16 protein-coding genes are annotated in these 18,060 nt (G+C 49.8%); 1 reads left to right on the top strand and 15 read right to left on the bottom strand.

Annotated elements, in window-relative coordinates:
• Nucleotides 1-130 precede the first annotated feature (130 nt).
• The 4 genes from GOB58_RS07585 to GOB58_RS07570 form a co-directional block, all read right to left on the bottom strand.
• Nucleotides 131-1,720 (bottom strand): bifunctional aspartate transaminase/aspartate 4-decarboxylase, encoded by a 1,590-nt coding sequence (locus GOB58_RS07585; protein ID WP_173559800.1) that lies wholly within the window; start codon nt 1,718-1,720, stop codon nt 131-133.
• Nucleotides 1,721-1,750: 30 nt separating this feature from the next.
• The gene (gene aspT / locus GOB58_RS07580; protein WP_265793179.1) at nt 1,751-3,442 is read right to left on the bottom strand and encodes an aspartate-alanine antiporter; all 1,692 of its coding nucleotides are present in this window, start codon (nt 3,440-3,442) and stop codon (nt 1,751-1,753) included.
• Between the two features lie 310 nt (nt 3,443-3,752).
• On the bottom strand, nt 3,753-4,736 hold the full coding sequence (locus GOB58_RS07575) for an aldo/keto reductase (protein WP_173559799.1): 984 nt from the start codon (nt 4,734-4,736) through the stop codon (nt 3,753-3,755).
• A 52-nt stretch (nt 4,737-4,788) separates the two neighbouring features.
• The gene (locus GOB58_RS07570; protein ID WP_086636284.1) at nt 4,789-5,178 is read right to left on the bottom strand and encodes a (R)-mandelonitrile lyase; all 390 of its coding nucleotides are present in this window, start codon (nt 5,176-5,178) and stop codon (nt 4,789-4,791) included.
• A 128-nt stretch (nt 5,179-5,306) separates the two neighbouring features.
• On the opposite strand from GOB58_RS07570, the gene GOB58_RS07565 reads away from it, so the two are divergent.
• A complete protein-coding gene (locus GOB58_RS07565; protein WP_086553321.1) occupies nt 5,307-6,203 on the top strand; it encodes a LysR family transcriptional regulator in 897 nt (298 codons plus the stop codon).
• A 129-nt stretch (nt 6,204-6,332) separates the two neighbouring features.
• Here the strand turns inward: GOB58_RS07565 and GOB58_RS07560 are convergent, their stop codons facing one another.
• The 11 genes from GOB58_RS07560 to GOB58_RS07510 all read right to left on the bottom strand — a co-directional run bounded on the left by GOB58_RS07560 (nt 6,333) and on the right by GOB58_RS07510 (nt 17,671).
• The gene (locus GOB58_RS07560) at nt 6,333-7,073 is read right to left on the bottom strand and encodes an SDR family oxidoreductase (protein WP_173559798.1); all 741 of its coding nucleotides are present in this window, start codon (nt 7,071-7,073) and stop codon (nt 6,333-6,335) included.
• 242 nt (nt 7,074-7,315) lie between these two features.
• Nucleotides 7,316-9,088 (bottom strand): AMP-binding protein, encoded by a 1,773-nt coding sequence (locus tag GOB58_RS07555; protein WP_173559797.1) that lies wholly within the window; start codon nt 9,086-9,088, stop codon nt 7,316-7,318.
• A gap of 14 nt (nt 9,089-9,102) precedes the next feature.
• Nucleotides 9,103-10,350 (bottom strand): MSMEG_0569 family flavin-dependent oxidoreductase, encoded by a 1,248-nt coding sequence (locus GOB58_RS07550; RefSeq protein ID WP_173559796.1) that lies wholly within the window; start codon nt 10,348-10,350, stop codon nt 9,103-9,105.
• Nucleotides 10,351-10,364: 14 nt separating this feature from the next.
• Entirely contained in the window at nt 10,365-10,652 is a 288-nt protein-coding gene (locus GOB58_RS07545; RefSeq protein ID WP_086553325.1) for an MSMEG_0570 family nitrogen starvation response protein, read from the bottom strand.
• Between the two features lie 2 nt (nt 10,653-10,654).
• Nucleotides 10,655-11,821, bottom strand: a complete 1,167-nt coding sequence (locus tag GOB58_RS07540; protein WP_173559795.1) for an MSMEG_0565 family glycosyltransferase — start codon at nt 11,819-11,821, stop codon at nt 10,655-10,657.
• On the bottom strand, nt 11,818-12,789 hold the full coding sequence (locus GOB58_RS07535; RefSeq protein WP_173559794.1) for a sll0787 family AIR synthase-like protein: 972 nt from the start codon (nt 12,787-12,789) through the stop codon (nt 11,818-11,820). Before GOB58_RS07535 ends, GOB58_RS07540 begins: the two co-directional genes overlap by 4 nt.
• The gene (locus tag GOB58_RS07530; protein WP_173559838.1) at nt 12,789-13,343 is read right to left on the bottom strand and encodes an MSMEG_0567/Sll0786 family nitrogen starvation N-acetyltransferase; all 555 of its coding nucleotides are present in this window, start codon (nt 13,341-13,343) and stop codon (nt 12,789-12,791) included. Before GOB58_RS07530 ends, GOB58_RS07535 begins: the two co-directional genes overlap by 1 nt.
• A 2-nt stretch (nt 13,344-13,345) precedes the next feature.
• Nucleotides 13,346-14,455, bottom strand: coding sequence for an MSMEG_0568 family radical SAM protein (locus GOB58_RS07525; RefSeq protein WP_173559793.1), 1,110 nt, complete (start codon nt 14,453-14,455; stop codon nt 13,346-13,348).
• Nucleotides 14,452-15,420: a Nit6803 family nitrilase gene (locus GOB58_RS07520; protein WP_173559792.1), complete on the bottom strand. Its 969-nt coding sequence runs from the start codon at nt 15,418-15,420 to the stop codon at nt 14,452-14,454. Before GOB58_RS07520 ends, GOB58_RS07525 begins: the two co-directional genes overlap by 4 nt.
• 23 nt (nt 15,421-15,443) lie before the next feature.
• Nucleotides 15,444-15,926, bottom strand: coding sequence for an MSMEG_0572/Sll0783 family nitrogen starvation response protein (locus GOB58_RS07515; protein WP_086553330.1), 483 nt, complete (start codon nt 15,924-15,926; stop codon nt 15,444-15,446).
• A gap of 341 nt (nt 15,927-16,267) precedes the next feature.
• Nucleotides 16,268-17,671: an aminotransferase-like domain-containing protein gene (locus tag GOB58_RS07510; protein WP_173559791.1), complete on the bottom strand. Its 1,404-nt coding sequence runs from the start codon at nt 17,669-17,671 to the stop codon at nt 16,268-16,270.
• Between the last annotated feature and the right edge of the window lie 389 nt (nt 17,672-18,060).

Here is an 18,060-nt window from a genome sequence, read left to right as displayed (position 1 = left end):
GTTGATACGACATCGTTTTCCACAGCCGGCATGACATGAGCTACCCGTTATTTATTTGTATTTCTGATAGCTACAATAAAGAGATGATATATTTACAGGCGGGAAGAACATTCTTCCCGCCCGATTTTCATCAGGATTTTTTCTGCTTGAATTCCTGATAATACTCATCAACCATTTTACGAAGAGCACTGCCAATGGCGGCATACTGAAACTCGTTCAGATTTGCCAGAGAAGCGCGGGCCGCTGCGCGGACTGTACCAAATCCTCCGCCTGGCAACAGTACTATCCCTGTTTCATCTGCAATACGGAACAAAATTTCACCTGTGCTTGCACGCTCAAGCATCCATTTTGCAAAATCTTCTCCGTAAAGTGCACGGCAGGTATCTTCAAGATCAATGAGCGTATAATAATCGACAGCATTCGCATCTTCTGACCGGCTGACTCCCAGCTCACGATACATCACAGCTTCACGACGTCGAATAAGATTTTTAAGAACTTTTTTATATCGTTCTTCATGATCGGTCAGCACAAATAAAGAGAATAGTACCATTTGCACCTGCTGCGGTGTAGAGAGACCAGCAGTATGATTGAGAGCCACCGCTCTGCTGTCGGCAACAAGGCGATCAATAAACTTAAGAGCGGACGGATCAAGCGTCAGGCTGCTGTAGCGCTTTGCAAGACGGCTTTTTTCTTCAGCGGGCAGATTTGCGAGGTGAACGTCAATCGCGTTATCTTTATGCATACCGATAACGCCCAGTCGCCAGCCGGTTGCACCAAAATATTTCGAGAACGAATAAACAAGAATAGTGTTGCGCGGACAAACTGCATAAAGAGAGCGGAAATTATCTGCAAATGTACCATAAACGTCATCTGTTAAAATCATCAGATCCGGACGTTCCTTAACGATGGATGCAATCTTAGCAAGAGAAGCATCATCCATTTTTACAGAAGGCGGGTTACTGGGGTTTACACAAAAGAAAATCTTGACGCCCGGATCACGCAGTTTTTCAAGTTCATGCTCAGGGTACTGCCAGTTCAGAGCCGGATCAGCCTGTACGCTAACGACTTCAAGCCCATATTCTTCAAGCTGCGGAATTTCAATATAGGGTGAGAAAACCGGCATCCCTATCGCAACTTTATCACCTTTATTAATCAGGCCATTCTGCTTCATCGTATTGAAGACATAGGCCATGGCAGCAGTACCGCCTTCAGTCGCAAAGAACTCTGTCGTGTCAAGCGCAATATCTCCACCCACCATTTCGCGCAAAACATACTGGCCTACAATTTTTTCGCTCAAAGGCAGCATGCGAGGAGGTGTGGGGTAATAACAACCAAGAATACCCTCAACCATTTCCTGAAGGAACTCAGACGCTGACAAGCCCATCTGGTCACGCACATAGCTCACAGCGACAGCAAGGGCATCTGCATCTTCCTGCCCCTGACGCGCCTCAACAAAACGGTCAAATCGCCCTTCTATTCCCTCAACACGCACCATTCCGCCCAGTGCAGGAGATAAATAAGACATAGACAAACGAGATTCAGCCAGAGCAAACTGCCCAAACAGGAAAAAAACTGCCCGGGGTAATGTAGCAAGAAAATTTGGATTTCCCCGCCCTGCATTAAGCATCGCACGGTCTGCCTTTGAAGAGGCGAGGCGAATAAGTTCGTCTTTCAGCTCAAAGGGGCTCAGGCTGGCAAATTTTGAATAATCCGTACTCATCAGAACATACCTTTTAAAAGGAGAAAAAAATCAGGAAAATGCAACAACCAGCGGCCCCAGCAATGTCAGTAAAACATTGGCTACCGCATAAGTAATGGCGAACGGTGTTGTTGGAACAGAATTACCTGCCTTGCTGAGAACCTCACCAAAGGCAGGATTTGCGCTACGTGACCCGGCAAGTGCACCGGCAAAAATAGCTGTGTTATTATAACGCAGCACATAACGCCCAAAGAGCATTGTCAGCACCAGGGGTATCAGTGTTACGATAACGCCGAGCAGGAATAACGTAATCCCCTGCTGCATAATTGTCGTTACCGCCTGCTGGCCGGTTTGCAGCCCTGTTACCGCCACAAACCCGGCAAGACCTAAATCAACCAGCAACGCTGAAGCCCCTGAAGGCATATTACCAGAAGAGGGGTGTCGTCCCTGATACCAGCCAAACAACAGGCCAGAAAGCAGTGCACCACCACCGCTGCCCAGTGTAAGCGGGACTGAACCCAGATGCACAACAGCGAGACCTATTAAAAGGCCAACAGCCACGCCTAAAGAATGAAAGACCAGATCAGTTTTAATACTGGGCACCAAAATCTGGCCAAGCTGTGATGCAACACGCTGTACGTCTGCTGATGCACCGAGAAGGGTGACGACATCGCCGTCATGAACCTCAGTATCCGGGGTCAGAGCAAGTTTTACACCAGCCCGCGACAAAGAGACCAGATACACGCCATGCCGCGTTACGGCAGAGAGCAACTGCACACACTGTTTAATAGTTTTACCGGAAAAGTCTTTTCTTGAAAGACAGATATCACGACGCAACAACACGAAATCAAGGCCAGCCACTTCACCAGCTTCCTGACCAATCTGCGCTCCTGCTGCAATAATATCAGCACGACGACCAACAAGAAGCACATTATCGCCAGGCTGCAGAGAAGCATCAGAGCCTGTTGCCAGCATCTTATCGTTACGCACAATTTTTTCGAGCGTTATACCCGGACTAAGCGCCTCAATAGCTGCAACTGTCAGATCTGACTTTGTTATCTGATAAGCCCGCCCGATCAGATCGGGAAAAGATTCAACTTCACCCTCCCCGGCAATATGCACGCCGGCTGCCTGTTGTGATTCTGCGCGCAGCGCATCGTCTCTTATGCTTCGCTTCATAAGCCACGGAAGCACATTAACACACATAATAATGGGGCCAATTGACCCAAAAATATATGTTACAGCATAACCAACAGCGACATTACCCTGAAGCTGCTGAACCTGTGCCAGAGGCAAACCAAGTTTTTCGAGTGATGAACCGGCAGTACCGATAATAGCTGACTGTGTAAGACCACCAGCCGCAAGTCCTGCAGCCAGACCTTTATCAAGATGAAAGATACGGGCGATCACTACAACAGTGACAAGGCCTGTTACGGCAAGCACACCAGCCATTAAAATTTCACGCATGGTCTGACGACCAAGCGAACGAAAAAACTGTGGTCCGCTCTGATAACCTACAGCGTAAATAAACAAAGCGAACAAAACAGTTTTTATACCGGAATCTATATGAACGCCGACCTGACTGATCAGTACAGCGGCCAGTAAAGTGCCAGCTACCCCGCCAAGCTGGAAAGAACCAAAACGGAAACGACCGATCCAGCATCCGGCCAGTAGTGCAAGGAATAATGCTATTTCAGGACACGCCTGAAACAGGTCAGAAACAGCCAAGATAACTGAATGCACCGGATATTCCTTAATCTGCTCAATTTTGTTTGATATTATCTTACATAATGAACTATTATTTTAATAATTAAAATCTAAAAAATATAAAATAAATTTTATTTATAAAATTTATAATAAATTTTTGTTTTATAATCAAAACAAAATTGTAAAAATAATTTTTATATTTTTATGCAAGCAAATAAGTATTTTTGTTTTAAGAAAAACATAAAAATAAAAAGCTAACCGGTTAGCTTTCTGATTAAACAGATTTACTCATAAAATCATTCAGCCGTTCTGATATTCAGAAGATATCAGAACGGCTTTTTAAAAATTATCGCCCGGCCATTTCTTTAATCCAGGCGGGATAACGTTCACCTGCCACTACAATATCAGCAAGAGCTGCATCAATACGCGCAAGCTCTTTACTACTCAGAATTACACCTGCTGCACCCAGATTTTCTTCAAGCCGGGCGATCTTTGTCGTTCCAGGAATAGGAACAATCCATGGTTTCTGCGCCAGAAGCCATGCCAGTGCAATCTGCGCCGGAGTAACCTGATTAGCCGCTGCAATATCCTCAACCAGAGTAAGCAACCCCTGGTTTGCGGCAAGAGATTCAGGAGAAAACCTTGGCACTACATGACGAAAATCATCCTCGCCAAATGTGGTCTGAGTATCAATTTTTCCGGTCAAGAACCCTTTTCCCAAAGGACTGAAGGGTACAAAACCAATTCCCAGCTCTTCAAGCGCAGGAAGAATTTCTTTTTCAGGTTCACGCCACCATAAAGAATATTCACTCTGTAAAGCTGTGACCGGAAGAACAGAATGTGCTTTACGAACAGACTGCACACTGGCTTCTGAAAGGCCGAAATGCCTTACTTTCCCTTCTGCTATCAGATCCTTTACTGTACCCGCAACATCCTCCATGGGTACGTTCGGATCAACACGATGCTGATAAAATAAATCAATGACATCTGTACGCAGTCGTTTGAGTGACTCTTCGGCGACCTGACGGATCCGCTCCGGGCGGCTGTCCAGTCCCTGCTTTGAATCCCCGTTGCGAAAGCCAAACTTCGTGGCAATCACCACATCTTTGCGTACAGGTTCCAGAGCTTCACCAACGAGTTCCTCATTCGTAAACGGGCCATAAACCTCTGCTGTATCGAAAAAGGTAACGCCTTTTTCAAATGCGTTACGAATAAGATTAATCGCACTTTTATGCTCGGTTGCCGGACCATACCCAAAGCTCAGCCCCATACAACCCAGACCAATAGCTGAAACTTCCAGACCATTTTTTCCAAGAATACGTTTTTTCATAATTCATTTCCTGCCAGTGAAATTAATAAAGTTCTTTTCTGTCTATGAATTTTTAACGATGATACTGCTCATCACTGACATGCTCCATCCAGTCAGAGGACCTGCCATCCTTTGTTTCTGTAATGGCAATATGTGTCATCGCGCATTCTGGTGATGCACCATGCCAGTGTTTTTCGTCAGGTTCGAACCAGACGATATCACCAGGATATACCTCTTCAACCGGACTACCTTCACGCTGAACCCACCCGGAACCAGCTGTTATAAGAAGAGTCTGCCCAAGCGGGTGTGTATGCCAGGCTGTACGGGCACCAGGTTCAAAAGTGACGGTAGCACAGGCGAGAGCACCACTCCCCGCGAAGGGTGCATCCACGCGTACTGTTCCGGTAAACCACTCAGCCGGACCTTTAACAGATGGTCTGAAACCAGGACGTCTGATATCCATGAGTTCTTTCCTTGCGAATTGAGCTGCAGAAAAGCAGCTCCTGCTATACAGGAAAAATTATTGAACCATGACGCTATTGCTATGATTAGATGCTATAATACGCTTGATCTTATATCAGAGGTTAATAAATGCGTCGCAGCGAACTGGTCGATCTTAATGCGTTCATGGTAGTTGCAGAGGAGCAGAGCTTTACGCGTGCCGCGGCACGACTGGGAACGTCACAATCCACACTAAGTCACACAATACGGCGCCTGGAAGCAAGCCTTAACGTAAGACTTCTGACCCGAACAACCCGGCGCGTGTCTCCTACACAGGCGGGTGAACGCCTGCTGAGTACACTCGTTCCTGCACTCGATACAATTGCTGATGAAATTGCCTCTATCAGCGAATTATCAGATAAACCGGCCGGCACTGTGCGGATTACAACATCAGAACATGCCGCCACTACCCTGCTATGGCCAGCACTCAAAAAATTACTGCCGCAATATCCTGATCTTCACGTTGAACTGGCAATAGAGACCGGCCTGACAGATATTGTCGCTGAACGTTTTGATGCCGGTGTGAGACTGGAAGAAACAGTTGCCCGTGATATGATTGCGGTACCCATTGGTCCGCCACTCCGTATGGTCGTTGCAGGGGCTCCTTCATATTTTAAATCGCACCCGGCACCTGTTACACCGCACGATCTGTCACAACACAGCTGTATCAATTTCCGCCTTCCAACGGCAGGGGGCATTTATGCGTGGGAGCTGGAAAAAGGCCATCGTGCGCTACGTGTTCGTGTAGATGGACAGCTCACTTTCAACTCACCACAAATGATCCTTCAGGCAGCTGTTGATGGCTTTGGACTGGCATACCTGATGGAAGATCAGATCGCAGCCTGCCTTGAAGACCAGCGCCTGGTCTGTGTACTGGAGGACTGGTGCCCACCATTTCCAGGCTATCGCCTGTATTACCCTAACCGGCGACAATCTTCTGCAGCTTTTCGTTTAGTCGTTGACGCATTACGCTACCGCGAAAAATAACTGACTATCCTGCAACATAATCACGATACGCCATCAGGATACTCTCCTGCTGCTTCAATAAGAAATCGTCATCATTACCAAAATACCTTTCAGTAATGATGCACAATTCAGAGCAAATAAAGAGGATATTCAGTATAGCTGAGCCGTAGGGCGAAACAGAATTTCATTAATATCAACATCATCTGGCTGGCTCATGGCAAATACGACCGCCCGTGCAAAGGAATCTGCCGGAATGGCATATTTATCGTAGAATTCCTGAATGGTTTTTGCCGTATCTGCATCAGTCACGCTTTCCGGCAACTCTGACTGAACAGCACCGGGAGAAATAACTGTTGAACGAATATTATAAGGTTTAACTTCCTGGCGCAAACCTTCAGAAATAACCCTGACTGCTGTCTTGGTGGCAGAATAAACGGCGCCTCCCGGGCCAACTTTATGACCTGCAACCGATGAAACATTTATAATCTGCCCGCTCTTCTGTGCCTTCATATAGGGCAGCACAGCAGCAATACCGTAAAGTGTGCCTTTAAGGTTAACGTCAATCATCCGGTTCCAGTCATCGATGCGACATTTTTCCAGAGGAGAATGAGGCATAAGGCCGGCATTATTAATGATCACATCAATACGGCCATGCAGTTTTATCGCGCGATCAACCAGCGCCTGAACCTGCTCGGGCTGTGTTACATCTGTCTTCACGGCTGCTCCTGCACCCAGAGAAAGTGTGTTAACCAGAGCCTCAAGCTTATCCAGACGGCGGGCACCAATAACAATTTTGGCACCGTCAGCCGCAAGCCGTCGCGCAGCAGCCTCGCCAAGGCCACTACTGGCGCCGGTAATAACGACAACTTTGCCTTCAATATTCTGCGCCATAATATTAATCCTCTTTTCCGTTAAAAACGCTGCATGCAACAATCAGGGCAAAAAAGGCTGCTGACTGTAAGCATACAACACTCACGTGGCGTGAGACCTGAACAACCACGCCCAGAGTATAGAATAAATAATTATAATAATTATCGTATTTGTTTTGCATAAAGCCATATTCAGGATTCATAAATAACAGGTATCTATGCCAGCTTCATTTTTATATTAATTTCATTGAAAACGTAGAATAATCAACAACAATGTAATTTTTTTCTGATTATTTTACCTGATTTTGTCACAGGAAGACTGCTGATAAACCGTACATCTTTAAGGCCGACCCACGGCCCAAGCATATCGTGAACTTTTCTGACAATCTGATCTGAAGAGAGCTCATGTTCTGCTTCAGTTTTTGTTACGACATAGGCAACAGGCCTTTGCCCTCTCAAAGGGTCAGAAGTAGCAATTACCGCACAGTTATAAACAGCAGGATGAGAGGAAATGATTTTTTCGATCTGCACCCCTGAAATACGGCGACCTGCTACCTTAATCACATCATCAGAACGCCCGAACATACGAACAGTAAGATCTTCCTCAATACTCCCTTCATCAAAAGTACGGTAATATTTTAGAGTATTATCAAAATATAATGCAGGAACAGTGACAGCCTCATCTTTCCACAAACCAGCAAGGCAGCCAGGAGGCAAAGGCAGTTTTAAAAGAATTTCACCACTCTCCCCTCCTGATGCAGGGGGTTGAATAACAGGGAGAAAACCTGGCGCGGGTCGTCCGATTTCATTCCCCTCACTCTCGGAGTTATAATCAGGCAGGCCTGAAAAATGAGCTGTGATACTCCACCCGGTTTCAGTTTGCCACCAGTGATTAAGCACCGGTTTGTGAAAGAATGAGCGTGCCCAGTCGAGCAATGCCGGGTCTGCATACTCTCCGGCAATAAAAATCTGTTCAAGAGCAGGCAGTTTCACATCAGAATGATAACGGCTTTCATGCCGTATAAGCCGCATCTGTGTCGGTGTCGTAAACAGACATTTTACAGTGTGCCTGCGACAAAGAGCCATTACAGAAGCAGCCGCTGTACATCCTTCTGCCAGCACACTTGTACAACCACTGATGAGTGGCGCGTAAACACCATAAGAATGGCCCACGACCCAGCCAAGGTCAGATGTCGTAAAAAAAGTATCACCGGGCTTACAGTCGTAAATCAGCTCCATAGACAAAGCGAGAGCAACAGCATGGCCGCCATTATCGCGCACAATGCCTTTTGCCCGGCCCGTTGTGCCAGAAGTATGCAGAATATAAAGAGGATCTTCCGCATGGAGTAAAACCGGCTCTGCCGGCTCTGCCTCTTCAAGCACATGAAAATTATAATCCCGCCCTGGCTGTAATGCTGCCGGGCAGGCATCGCGCTGTACAATAACGCAGGCTGATGGCTTATAAATAGCCAGGGAGAGTGCCTCACTGAGAACAGGAGCAGACGGCATAACAGTACGCCCCTGAAAGCTACAGCTGGCAGCAATAACGACTTTCGGGGTTACATCATCAATGCGCTGCGCCAGCTCAGGGCCTGCATAACCAGCAAAAACCACAACATGCACAGCACCCAGCCTGGCACAGGCCAGCATAGCAACAACCGTTTCGACCATCGTTGGCATGGTGATCAGCACTCTGTCACCACGCCCCACCCCCAGAGCACGCAAACCACCGGCAAACCCGGCTACTCTTGTTTTCAGCTCCTGATAAGTAACAACCTGATGCTCTTTAGTTGCGCATGAGTGCCAGACCAGCGCCGGCTGTGCTCCGCGACCACCCTCAACATGGCGGTCAACCGCGTTATAGCAGGTATTCAGCGTCGCGCCGGGAAACCAGTCATGCCACCCGTCTTCGCGCACACGGCATGCAACCGAGGGAGCCTGCTTCCATGTGATGCGCCGCGCAGCATTCAGCCAGAATATCTCAGGAGCAGAGACAGCCGCATCATACATCGCGTCATATGTTGTCCATGGAAGCATAGCGATGATCCTTCTCAGGCTACAGAAACGTCTTTGCCGGTGATCTGGCCTGCCAGCCATGCGGCATCACGTGATACACCTGAGAACCGCCCTGATCCCCATGTGTGCAGCCATGGCAGCCCGAGGAAATAAAAACCTGGTGCATCCGTCACACCCCGGCGCCACACAGGCTTATTCCCACCATTAAAGACGGGTACATCAATCCAGCGATAATTTGGGCGGAACCCAATACACCAGATGATTGACGTGATCCCCGCAGCCATCAGGTCAAGGGGGGCATTCCTGCCATCAGGCAGCCATACAGGCTCATAAGGTGCTTCAACCGGTGCTTCTATGCCTTCGCGGGCAATATAGGCATCTATAGATTTTTTAATATCAGCATTGGTCTTATCTGCATCATCGAGATTTACTTTCAGATCAGGCAGAAAATATGCAACATCATCGCGAATTGTCTCAAGTGTGCCATGCAGACCAACACCCTCTTTCGCAAAAAGACGCAGGTCAAGATCGTGCCCGCCATTGCGGCCGGTCACATAATGATTTGTCTTGTCACGCGCGCCATCGCGCAAGGGATGATTATCAACCGTCAGATCGTAAAACTGCATATCGGCCAGCCAGTCCACCACATCGCGGCCACGATAAAAGCGTGAAACACGCGGGGCTGACCCAACGCAGAGATGTACTTTGCGGTTTTCAAGGAAAAGATCCTCAACAATCTGTGCACCAGACTGCCCGCTCCCCACAACCAGCACAGCGCCCTCAGGCAGCTGTGAAGCATTGCGATAATCCTGTGAATGCAACTGAAAGACTGATGAATCAATAGCACTGGCATATCCGGGCACAACTGCATCATGATACGCACCTGAGGCAATCACAACATGCTCTGCATGCCATACCTCACCATTAGCAATAACCCGGTAACCACCTTTTTCATGACGGGTAACGGATGAAACTGCCGTATGTTCACGCAAAGGCGGGTTAAATGAATTAACAAATCCTTTTACATACTCTATAATTTCTTCTTTCACCATAAAACCATGCGGATCTTTTCCCTTATAGGGGTGCCCGGGCAATTCACACTGCCAGTTTGGTGTTACCAGACAAAAATTATCCCACCGTTCATCATCCCATGAATGACAGGCTGTTTTCGCTTCAAAAATAATATGCTCAACATTTTCACGGCAGAGATACCAGCTCATAGACAGGCCAGCCTGACCACCACCGACAATAATAACAGGAATATTTTTTTCATTCTGTGTCATGGTATTTTTCCATCTCAGAAACTGAAAGACAGGACGCTCACCTGTGCGTCGGGTCGGTTAAGAAAAGGCACGCAGGTCTGACGAATAACCTGAAGCTGGCCAAGGGCACGGCTGCATGGAAAGCCATAACGTGCACGTACACGCTCACTCGCTTCGCCGAGTGCTGTTTCTGCCTTTTCAAGAAAAATGCGGACCGGGTATTCCTGACCAGGCGTAAAATGATCCTGAATAACCAGGGAGGGAGAATAACAGTTTGCCTCCTTCCCGTCGGGCCATCGCACACGAAAAATCATTTCGGGCATGCTTACAAAACTCCTGAAGCATGGACACCGGCACGCGATAATGCAGCCAGGCGCCCGTATGCTAAAAAATGCCGCCTGGCGACATGATGCCAGGCGAAACGACAGGCTGTTGCGGGGCCACTCACCTTAAAACGCTCCTGAGCAACAGCGCTCAAGGCTGCACGCAATGCATGAACCAGTGTTGCCAGGTGTAGGGGATCACACCAGAACACCTCATCGCCCTCAAAGTGCTCGGTAAAAGGCCTTAAGGCTGGTACAATCACCGGAGTGCCGCAGGCCATGGCCTCAAGCGGGCACAAACCAAACCCCTCCGTTTGTGACGGATAAGCCAGAACAGAAGCCTGCCTGTACAATGCAGGCATATCGTCATCTGCAATGGCTCCTGTCACAGTAACTGCTTTTTCCAGGCCCGCGCTCTGAACTCTCTCGTCAAAAAGGCGACGATAATCTGTGTGATTCAGCAAAGACGCGCCCCCTGCAATCACCAGGTGCAGGTCAGGTTTATCCTGTCGTATCGCTTCAAAAGCCTCCAGCAGAAGAAGCGTGTTTTTACGCCGCTCAACACCACCAACAGAGAGAATAAACGGCGTATGTTCAGGCAGCCCGTAGCGGCTGCGCAACTGGCAGTCCTCCGGCTTTATTTGCGCAGAGAAATGTGTCAGATCCACTCCATTGCCTACAACCGGGGCATGCCGGCCATAATCTGTCAGCAAAGTGTCCTGCCAGAGCTGACTGACCGTAAACAGTTCATCAGCGGCAGCTAACCCTCTGACCTGACGTGCAGCCACACCTGGATCAGAGAAATTATCCAGATGATGCACCGTGCGGGCAAAACCTGCTATCTGCCCCTCAGCAACCAGATCAGCCAGAGCATTCGCACTCAGCGGGTCCTGCGCATGCAGCACATCGTACTGTGCATTGTGACGCAGAGCTGCTGATATCTCGCCAATACGACGCTCCACCAGTGATGGTAAGTGCTGCTCTGCCACAGCGGGAATATAGCGGGTAGCGCACCGGGGTTTACGAAAAAAACCTGCCCCCGTCACATCTGGCGCGATCAGGGTTGCCTCATACCCCGCATCGCACAATGCTTCTGCCAAGGCCATACCGTGCACAACACCACCGCGCGGGTTTGTTGAGTGCGTCAGAATACCAACTGAAAGGCTCATGGTGCGCACCCCATGAGAGTTTTTTGCCCAAGGTCCCAGAAAGTTTCTTTCTCATCACCCCATGTCACTTCAAGACGACGGGTATCGTTACAGACACCAATGACAGCAGCACCGATGTCACGTCTGTGAAAACGATCCATAATCGTCTTTGCATTTTCAGCTGATGCGGTGAGCAGATACCCGTAACTGGGGAATGCTGACAGCCACCGTAGCATTGGTGCATCATCCGGGCGGGGAATATGATCAAGAGTAATGCTCATGCCGATACCTGAACATTCCGCCAGCATCAGAGCGGTGCCCAGCAGTCCCGCCATGCTGATATCTTTTGCCGCTTTGCTCAGACCATCCTCTGCAATAGAGGGGAGAAGTTCGAGATCTCCTCTCAGGCGGGCGTCATCATCTGTGCCACATAGTGCTGAACTTGCATCCCAAAATGGATGAGGGTCATGCCAGCGACCACGCAGGTCTATGGCTGCGATCAGAACCTCACCCGGGCGGGCATCAAAACTTGTCAGTAAACGACGCGCACGCCCAAGAATAGCAACAGAGAGCGAATTATGCGTGCTGCGCATACTGGTGTGCCCGCCGGCAACCGGTACATGATACGTGCGTGCGCCATCACGCAGACCGGTCATAATTGTCGCTGCCGTTTCTGACGTCTCGCTCCACAGCGCATCAACTACAGCGACCGGGCGCCCGCCCATTGCGGTAATATCGCTGACATTAACCATCACCCCGCAATAACCGGCAAACCACGGCATGGCCCGTACAAAACTATCCTGAAACCCTTCACTTGCCAGGAGCAGATAACCCTCTCCGTCAAGAATGGCGGCACAATCATCACCAGGCCTGAACCCTGTTTCACTGGCCTGAGGAAGAATAGCTGTGACAGCGGCAATATCCTGCTTGGCAGCAAGAGCGCTGCCGGTGCGTAATGTATGGAGCAGTGAAGCCAGTGCGCCTGTCATTATGCCACCTGCCGGTTACGGGGCTGAGGACGAAGCAGCCAGGTCTGGTCAAGCCCGTGTGGCGGATAGCGCGTCAGGTCAGCCTGCATGTCACGATGTGGCAGGCCGTGCAGTATCACTTCCCCCAGGCTTTTCCAGTAAAGCCGGCGAAAAAACAGCACATTCTGCTCCTGTACCTGGGCGAGAAAACGCGTCGCCCCCAGACTGTGCGCGGTACTGACAGCCATGCGGATCAGCTCTGCGCCAATACGCCCCAGCTTACGGTGTTCAGCCTGCACAGCCAGGCGAGAGCCACGCCATACGCCGGTCTCAGCCTCATGAATACGCACAGCACCCACAACACGATCTGGCATGCCTGCTACACAACAGGCGGCAATAACAGGAATTGCAACATCATCAATCTCATCCCGGTCATCACCTGAGAAAATATGCTGCTCCGTGCAGAAGACTTCTCTGCGAAGTGCGTAAAACCCTGCTTTTTCCCACGGTGTACGGGCAAGTCGCACAACGTATTCAACAGGAATAAACGGGCGATTTTCTACATCTTCCGTCATCATCATGACTCATAAGCTGAGAGAGAGGAGCAGGCACCACAACGGCCACACCCGGCACGAATGTCAGTCGATTTCATATTTGCTTCACGCAACATACGACCCAATGGTGCCAGCACTGACTTCATGAAGTCGGCTGAAGGAGGAGCGTGATTTTCAAGCGGTGTGCCAGATATAGGCACAAACGGCACCACAAAGGGGTAAACCCCAAGTGCAATCAGACGTTCAGCCAGAGCAAGAATGTCTTCTGCACTGTCACCCAGTCCTGCCAGAAAGTAGGTATTAACCTGCCCGCGCCCGAATACAGGCACAGCGCTGGCAAAGGCCTCCATATACCGTTCGACACTGACAGTCGCTTTACCTGGCATAATCTTTTCGCGCACCACCTGGGTCGCGGCCTCAAGGTGCATGCCTAAACTATCTGCCCCGGCATCACGAAGGCGACCGAACCAGTCATGATCGCGCGGCGGCTCACACTGCACCTGTAACGGCAGGTCAACCGCAGCCCGAATAGCACGCGCTGACTCCGCCAGCACAGCCGCACCCCGGTCAATGACGTTCGGCGTGCCTGTTGTCAGCACCATGTCGCGCACACCATCAAGCTCAACCGCAGCCTTAGCAACCTCGGCTAACTGAGCGGGTGTTTTATACGCAATTGTACGGTCTGCTTCGAGCGACTGACCAATGGCACAAAACTGGCAGGAGGTACGACGGTCTGCATAGCGAATACAGGTCTGATGCACCGTTGTTGCCAGTGTATCACGCCCATGCAGCAGAGCGATTTTCCAGTAAGGGATACCGTCAGCTGTGCTTAGCCCGTAAAAACGTGGCGCTGACGGAAAGTGAATAATACCAAGTGTCTGACCATCGCGCTGCAACACGCTGCTGCCGCTCTGATCTGGCAGACTGGCCTGAAATGGCGAACGCTGAGCCCCTGCCGTAAACACCGGCACCATAATGGTCTGCCCGGCAATCGTGATTGTTTTATGGTCTGACGGCCCGGCGCCGCCTTTACGCGAGATACCACCGGTTTGTTCACCAATCTGCAGCCCCATAGACTGCAGATCTGTAATGAGCTTACGGCCTGATAATGTGCCAAGTGTCGGGACAGTCATAATACGTCCCCTTCTTTGTCACGGGGTGCCTCTTCACCCACATAATGCACCGTACTGGCCGGACGACGGTCATGCAGCAGACTAAGCAGCTCAGGACGGGCATAATGCCCCACTGAATCCATCATACGTTTGCGTTTAGTAATCAGAGCAAAATCAAGATCTGCAATGACCATGCCCTCACCTTCGGTCAGAGGCGGAACCAGATGCCGGCCCTCGGGGGATATGATGGCCGTAAAACAACCACCACGCAGAGGCCCTTCAAGAGAAGGATCGCGGGCGACATCCTTAATCTGCTCTTCAGTCAGCCAGCCTGTCGCATTGACAACGAAGCAGCCTGATTCAAGCGCATGATGGCGAATGGTGACTTCCATCTGATCTGCAAAAATCTGCCCGACCAGCGAACCCGGAAACTGTGCGCAGTGAATTTCTTCATGCTGCGTCATCAGCGCATAGCGTGCGAGAGGATTATAATGCTCCCAGCAGGCCAGTGCACCTATACGACCAGCTGCACTGTCAACGACTTTAAGCCCTGCACCATCACCCTGCCCCCAGACCATACGCTCATGGTAAGTCGGGGTTATTTTGCGGCGCCTGAGCAGAATCTCGCCCGTCGCATCGAAAATAATCTGTGTGTTGTAGAGCGTGCCGACATCGCGCTCGTTTACACCCAGCACAACAACCATACCGGTATCACGTGCAGCCTCAGCCACCATGTCTGTTACCGGACCAGGAATAACAACAGCGCGCTCATAAAGCTCAAGATGTTCGCCACCAAAGCGAAATGCGGGCTGAATAAAAGAAAAATAGGGGTAATACGGCACAAAGGTTTCAGGAAAGACCGCCAGCTTCACGCCTTTTGAGGCGGCATCGCGGATGGCCTTGCAGACTTTCCGGGCAGTACCCAGACCATCGTCACCAAAGACAGGGCTGATCTGAATGGCTGCGGCGCGAACAATACGTGACATGATGGCGGTTCTCCCTTCGGCCGTCAGAGAGTCCAGCTGTTCAGAATAAACGCATTATCGCGACGCGCGATGAGGGTCAGGTCGAGTACATCCTGAGGGTTGATGGGTGTAATACCCGGAATCAGATTATGCTCGCCATATCCATACAGTGCCTGAAGAGCGAAGCGGCAGGCGTAAACTTTTCCGCCTTCTTCAAGAATTTTCACGATCTGCTTATTGCAGTTCATATGACCTGGAAAAGCTTCATCACCAAGGCGGGGGAAACCACGCTGAACACCCAGGGTCACGCCCGGGCCATAGAGCAGAACTGATGTCTCGAAACCTTTGCGGATAAGACGTGTTGCCTGCAAAAGGTTTACAAACCCGACTGAACCTTCGTTGGCAACAGTATGGAATGTGATAAGAGCTTTTTCGCCTGGTTTTGCTTTAACGTCTTCAAAAACTTTATTTTCATAATTGACGAAGCAGTCACCATCTTTATGGGGTGCGTGTTCGATTGCTGGCATAGTATGTCTCCCATGTACTGCGGCCTCCGGCGGCAAGCCGGACCTGACCGTGTTGCCGAAGCAAACGTGACACGGGATAAGGGAAAGACAAAATATTGTATGCTTTCATAAAGCATTACAAACAAATCAAAATAAAAATTAAACGACAATACTATGCAATCAAAAGCATACAATATTTTATGAAAAAGCGTACAATCATATCATATTAAGATAACATATTGTTTTAAAAGGGATTTTTACTCACTAATTCGTGATCGATGCCCGTTCTTGTTTTTCACTTTCTCTCTGAGTGATGCCCCTCAGACAAGGAGTCTTCCTGATGCCTGCGCAGAGGAAGCCAGTCATACAATGTCCGTAAAACCAGGTGAGCGCTTATGATTGAGAACAGACATCACCCCGTTTAAAGATTCCTCAAGGCTGGCCGCATCAGGTGCACTTCCCAGAGCAATGCGGGCCCGCTGTGGCGGCTCACCACTAATGGTAAAAACAGTGCTTGGCACCAGTGCCAGCCCACGCCTGCGCGCATAGGCTACAAAATCTGCACTTCCCCACCATTCTGGTAGTTTTAACCATACATGCGGACCACAGGGGTTTGCACAATGGTCAGGCCCCAGCACTTTACGTGCAACAGACTGACGCAAACGAAGCTCTTTTTTTATAGCCTGAAGCAAAGCTTCAGCCTGGCCGGTCTGCATCCATCTTGCAGTCATTGCACTCAGCAGACCTGCATTCGTGAGTGCAATGGCCCGAATAGCAGCTGTGACCCGGCGGGTCATATCAGAGTTAGGCAGGGCCACATAAGCAGTACGCAAACCAGGACTGAGAGTCTTTGCAAGTGTCGCAATATAGCTCACCCGGTTATGGTCTAATACCGCCAGCGCTGGCAGCGGTTCATCCAGCAACAGACTGTAAGGATCATCTTCAACAATATGCAGATGGTGTCTCTGTGCCACAGCCAGAATATCTTTACGGCGCTGCAAAGACATTGTTGCTGTCGTAGGATTATTGATGGTTGGGATACAGTATAAAAGACGCGGATGATACTGCGCACAGACATGATCAAGCTGATCTGGCATCATGCCTTCAATATCACTGTCAACACCTGCAAGAATAAGCCCGAACTGTGCAGCTACTGTACGAACGCCCGGATAAGCAATGCGATCTGTAACAATAACGTCACCAGGCTGGGTAAGGCTGCTGACAATCGCGGCCAGAGCGCTTTGTGCTCCCGGAGCGACCAGAATATCATCCGTACGGCGCGCCCCAAGAACCGGCGCGATCCATTTCGCGCCAAGCTGACGCTCTTCAAGTGTGCCACCGGTCACACGATAAGACATAAGGCTGCTGAGATCCTGCTGCTTCAGGATCGCAGCGATATCATTTTGTATAATACGCTGGAGCGAGGGGTCCTGCGGGATAGGTGGCAGGTTCATTGTCAGGTCAACAACGGCAGGCCCTGTATGTCGCCAGTGACTCTCACCTGCTCCTAAACGCACAAAAGTGCCACGACCCACTGTTGCATCAATCAGGCCACGACGACGCGCCTCAGTGAAGGCTCGTGTCACTGTCGTAAGATTAGTGCCGAGATACTCTGCGATCGTTCTCTGCGGAGGCAGCTTATCCCCCTCCTGCAAATCTCCTTTCCGTATAGAAAAGGCCAGTGCATCAGCCAGTGTCAGGTAAATAGCGTTCGGGCTCTGGTCAATCTGCTGTTTCCAGTTAGCCAGATAATCATAAACAGGCATAAATAGTACGTTCCTGACATCTGCCACAGCATATAGGGCATAACTCCACAGAGTGCTTACAACGGGTAGACAGGGTTGTCATGCGAATTGGCATGAAAAAGCTGCTCCCGCCCCTTCTCCAAAAAGCAGTGCCGGAAATTTGAAATGACAAAAGCCCCATCATCAGTCAGATAAGCAAAGCCCAGTGAAGTGAGGCTGGCTGTGCAGGCTGGTCTGACAGGCATGTGGGTTGCTTTTTAAGCGGTGAACGCTGAATTAAAAGGACTGTTTTGCTGGAATACAGTGTCTTGTCTGTCGAAGGTAGCTGACGTAACTGAAATCGGTCTGACCGTTGCCAGCTCAGCCACCACCGGTTTGCAGGACTGTGTTTCAGGTCCACACACATCAAT

The organism is Acetobacter thailandicus (assembly GCF_011516655.1).
GTDB classification, from domain to species: domain Bacteria; phylum Pseudomonadota; class Alphaproteobacteria; order Acetobacterales; family Acetobacteraceae; genus Acetobacter; species Acetobacter thailandicus.
Note: the sequence above shows the minus strand (reverse complement) of the source record. Positions and strands in the feature narration are given on the sequence as shown.

Excerpts from the sequence above, each read along its gene's own strand:
- GOB58_RS07570 (WP_086636284.1), bottom strand. The coding sequence starts at position 5,178 with ATGGATATCAGACGTCCTGGTTTCAGACCATCTGTTAAAGGTCCGGCT.
- GOB58_RS07560 (WP_173559798.1), bottom strand. The coding sequence starts at position 7,073 with ATGGCGCAGAATATTGAAGGCAAAGTTGTCGTTATTACCGGCGCCAGT.
- GOB58_RS07510 (WP_173559791.1), bottom strand. The coding sequence starts at position 17,671 with ATGCCTGTTTATGATTATCTGGCTAACTGGAAACAGCAGATTGACCAG.
- GOB58_RS07555 (WP_173559797.1), bottom strand. The coding sequence starts at position 9,088 with ATGCTTCCATGGACAACATATGACGCGATGTATGATGCGGCTGTCTCT.
- GOB58_RS07535 (WP_173559794.1), bottom strand. The coding sequence starts at position 12,789 with ATGACAGGCGCACTGGCTTCACTGCTCCATACATTACGCACCGGCAGC.
- GOB58_RS07575 (WP_173559799.1), bottom strand. The coding sequence starts at position 4,736 with ATGAAAAAACGTATTCTTGGAAAAAATGGTCTGGAAGTTTCAGCTATT.
- GOB58_RS07545 (WP_086553325.1), bottom strand. The coding sequence starts at position 10,652 with ATGCCCGAAATGATTTTTCGTGTGCGATGGCCCGACGGGAAGGAGGCA.
- GOB58_RS07540 (WP_173559795.1), bottom strand. The coding sequence starts at position 11,821 with ATGAGCCTTTCAGTTGGTATTCTGACGCACTCAACAAACCCGCGCGGT.
- GOB58_RS07515 (WP_086553330.1), bottom strand. The coding sequence starts at position 15,926 with ATGCCAGCAATCGAACACGCACCCCATAAAGATGGTGACTGCTTCGTC.
- GOB58_RS07585 (WP_173559800.1), bottom strand. The coding sequence starts at position 1,720 with ATGAGTACGGATTATTCAAAATTTGCCAGCCTGAGCCCCTTTGAGCTG.
- GOB58_RS07520 (WP_173559792.1), bottom strand. The coding sequence starts at position 15,420 with ATGTCACGTATTGTTCGCGCCGCAGCCATTCAGATCAGCCCTGTCTTT.
- GOB58_RS07525 (WP_173559793.1), bottom strand. The coding sequence starts at position 14,455 with ATGACTGTCCCGACACTTGGCACATTATCAGGCCGTAAGCTCATTACA.
- GOB58_RS07530 (WP_173559838.1), bottom strand. The coding sequence starts at position 13,343 with ATGACGGAAGATGTAGAAAATCGCCCGTTTATTCCTGTTGAATACGTT.
- GOB58_RS07550 (WP_173559796.1), bottom strand. The coding sequence starts at position 10,350 with ATGACACAGAATGAAAAAAATATTCCTGTTATTATTGTCGGTGGTGGT.
- GOB58_RS07565 (WP_086553321.1), top strand. The coding sequence starts at position 5,307 with ATGCGTCGCAGCGAACTGGTCGATCTTAATGCGTTCATGGTAGTTGCA.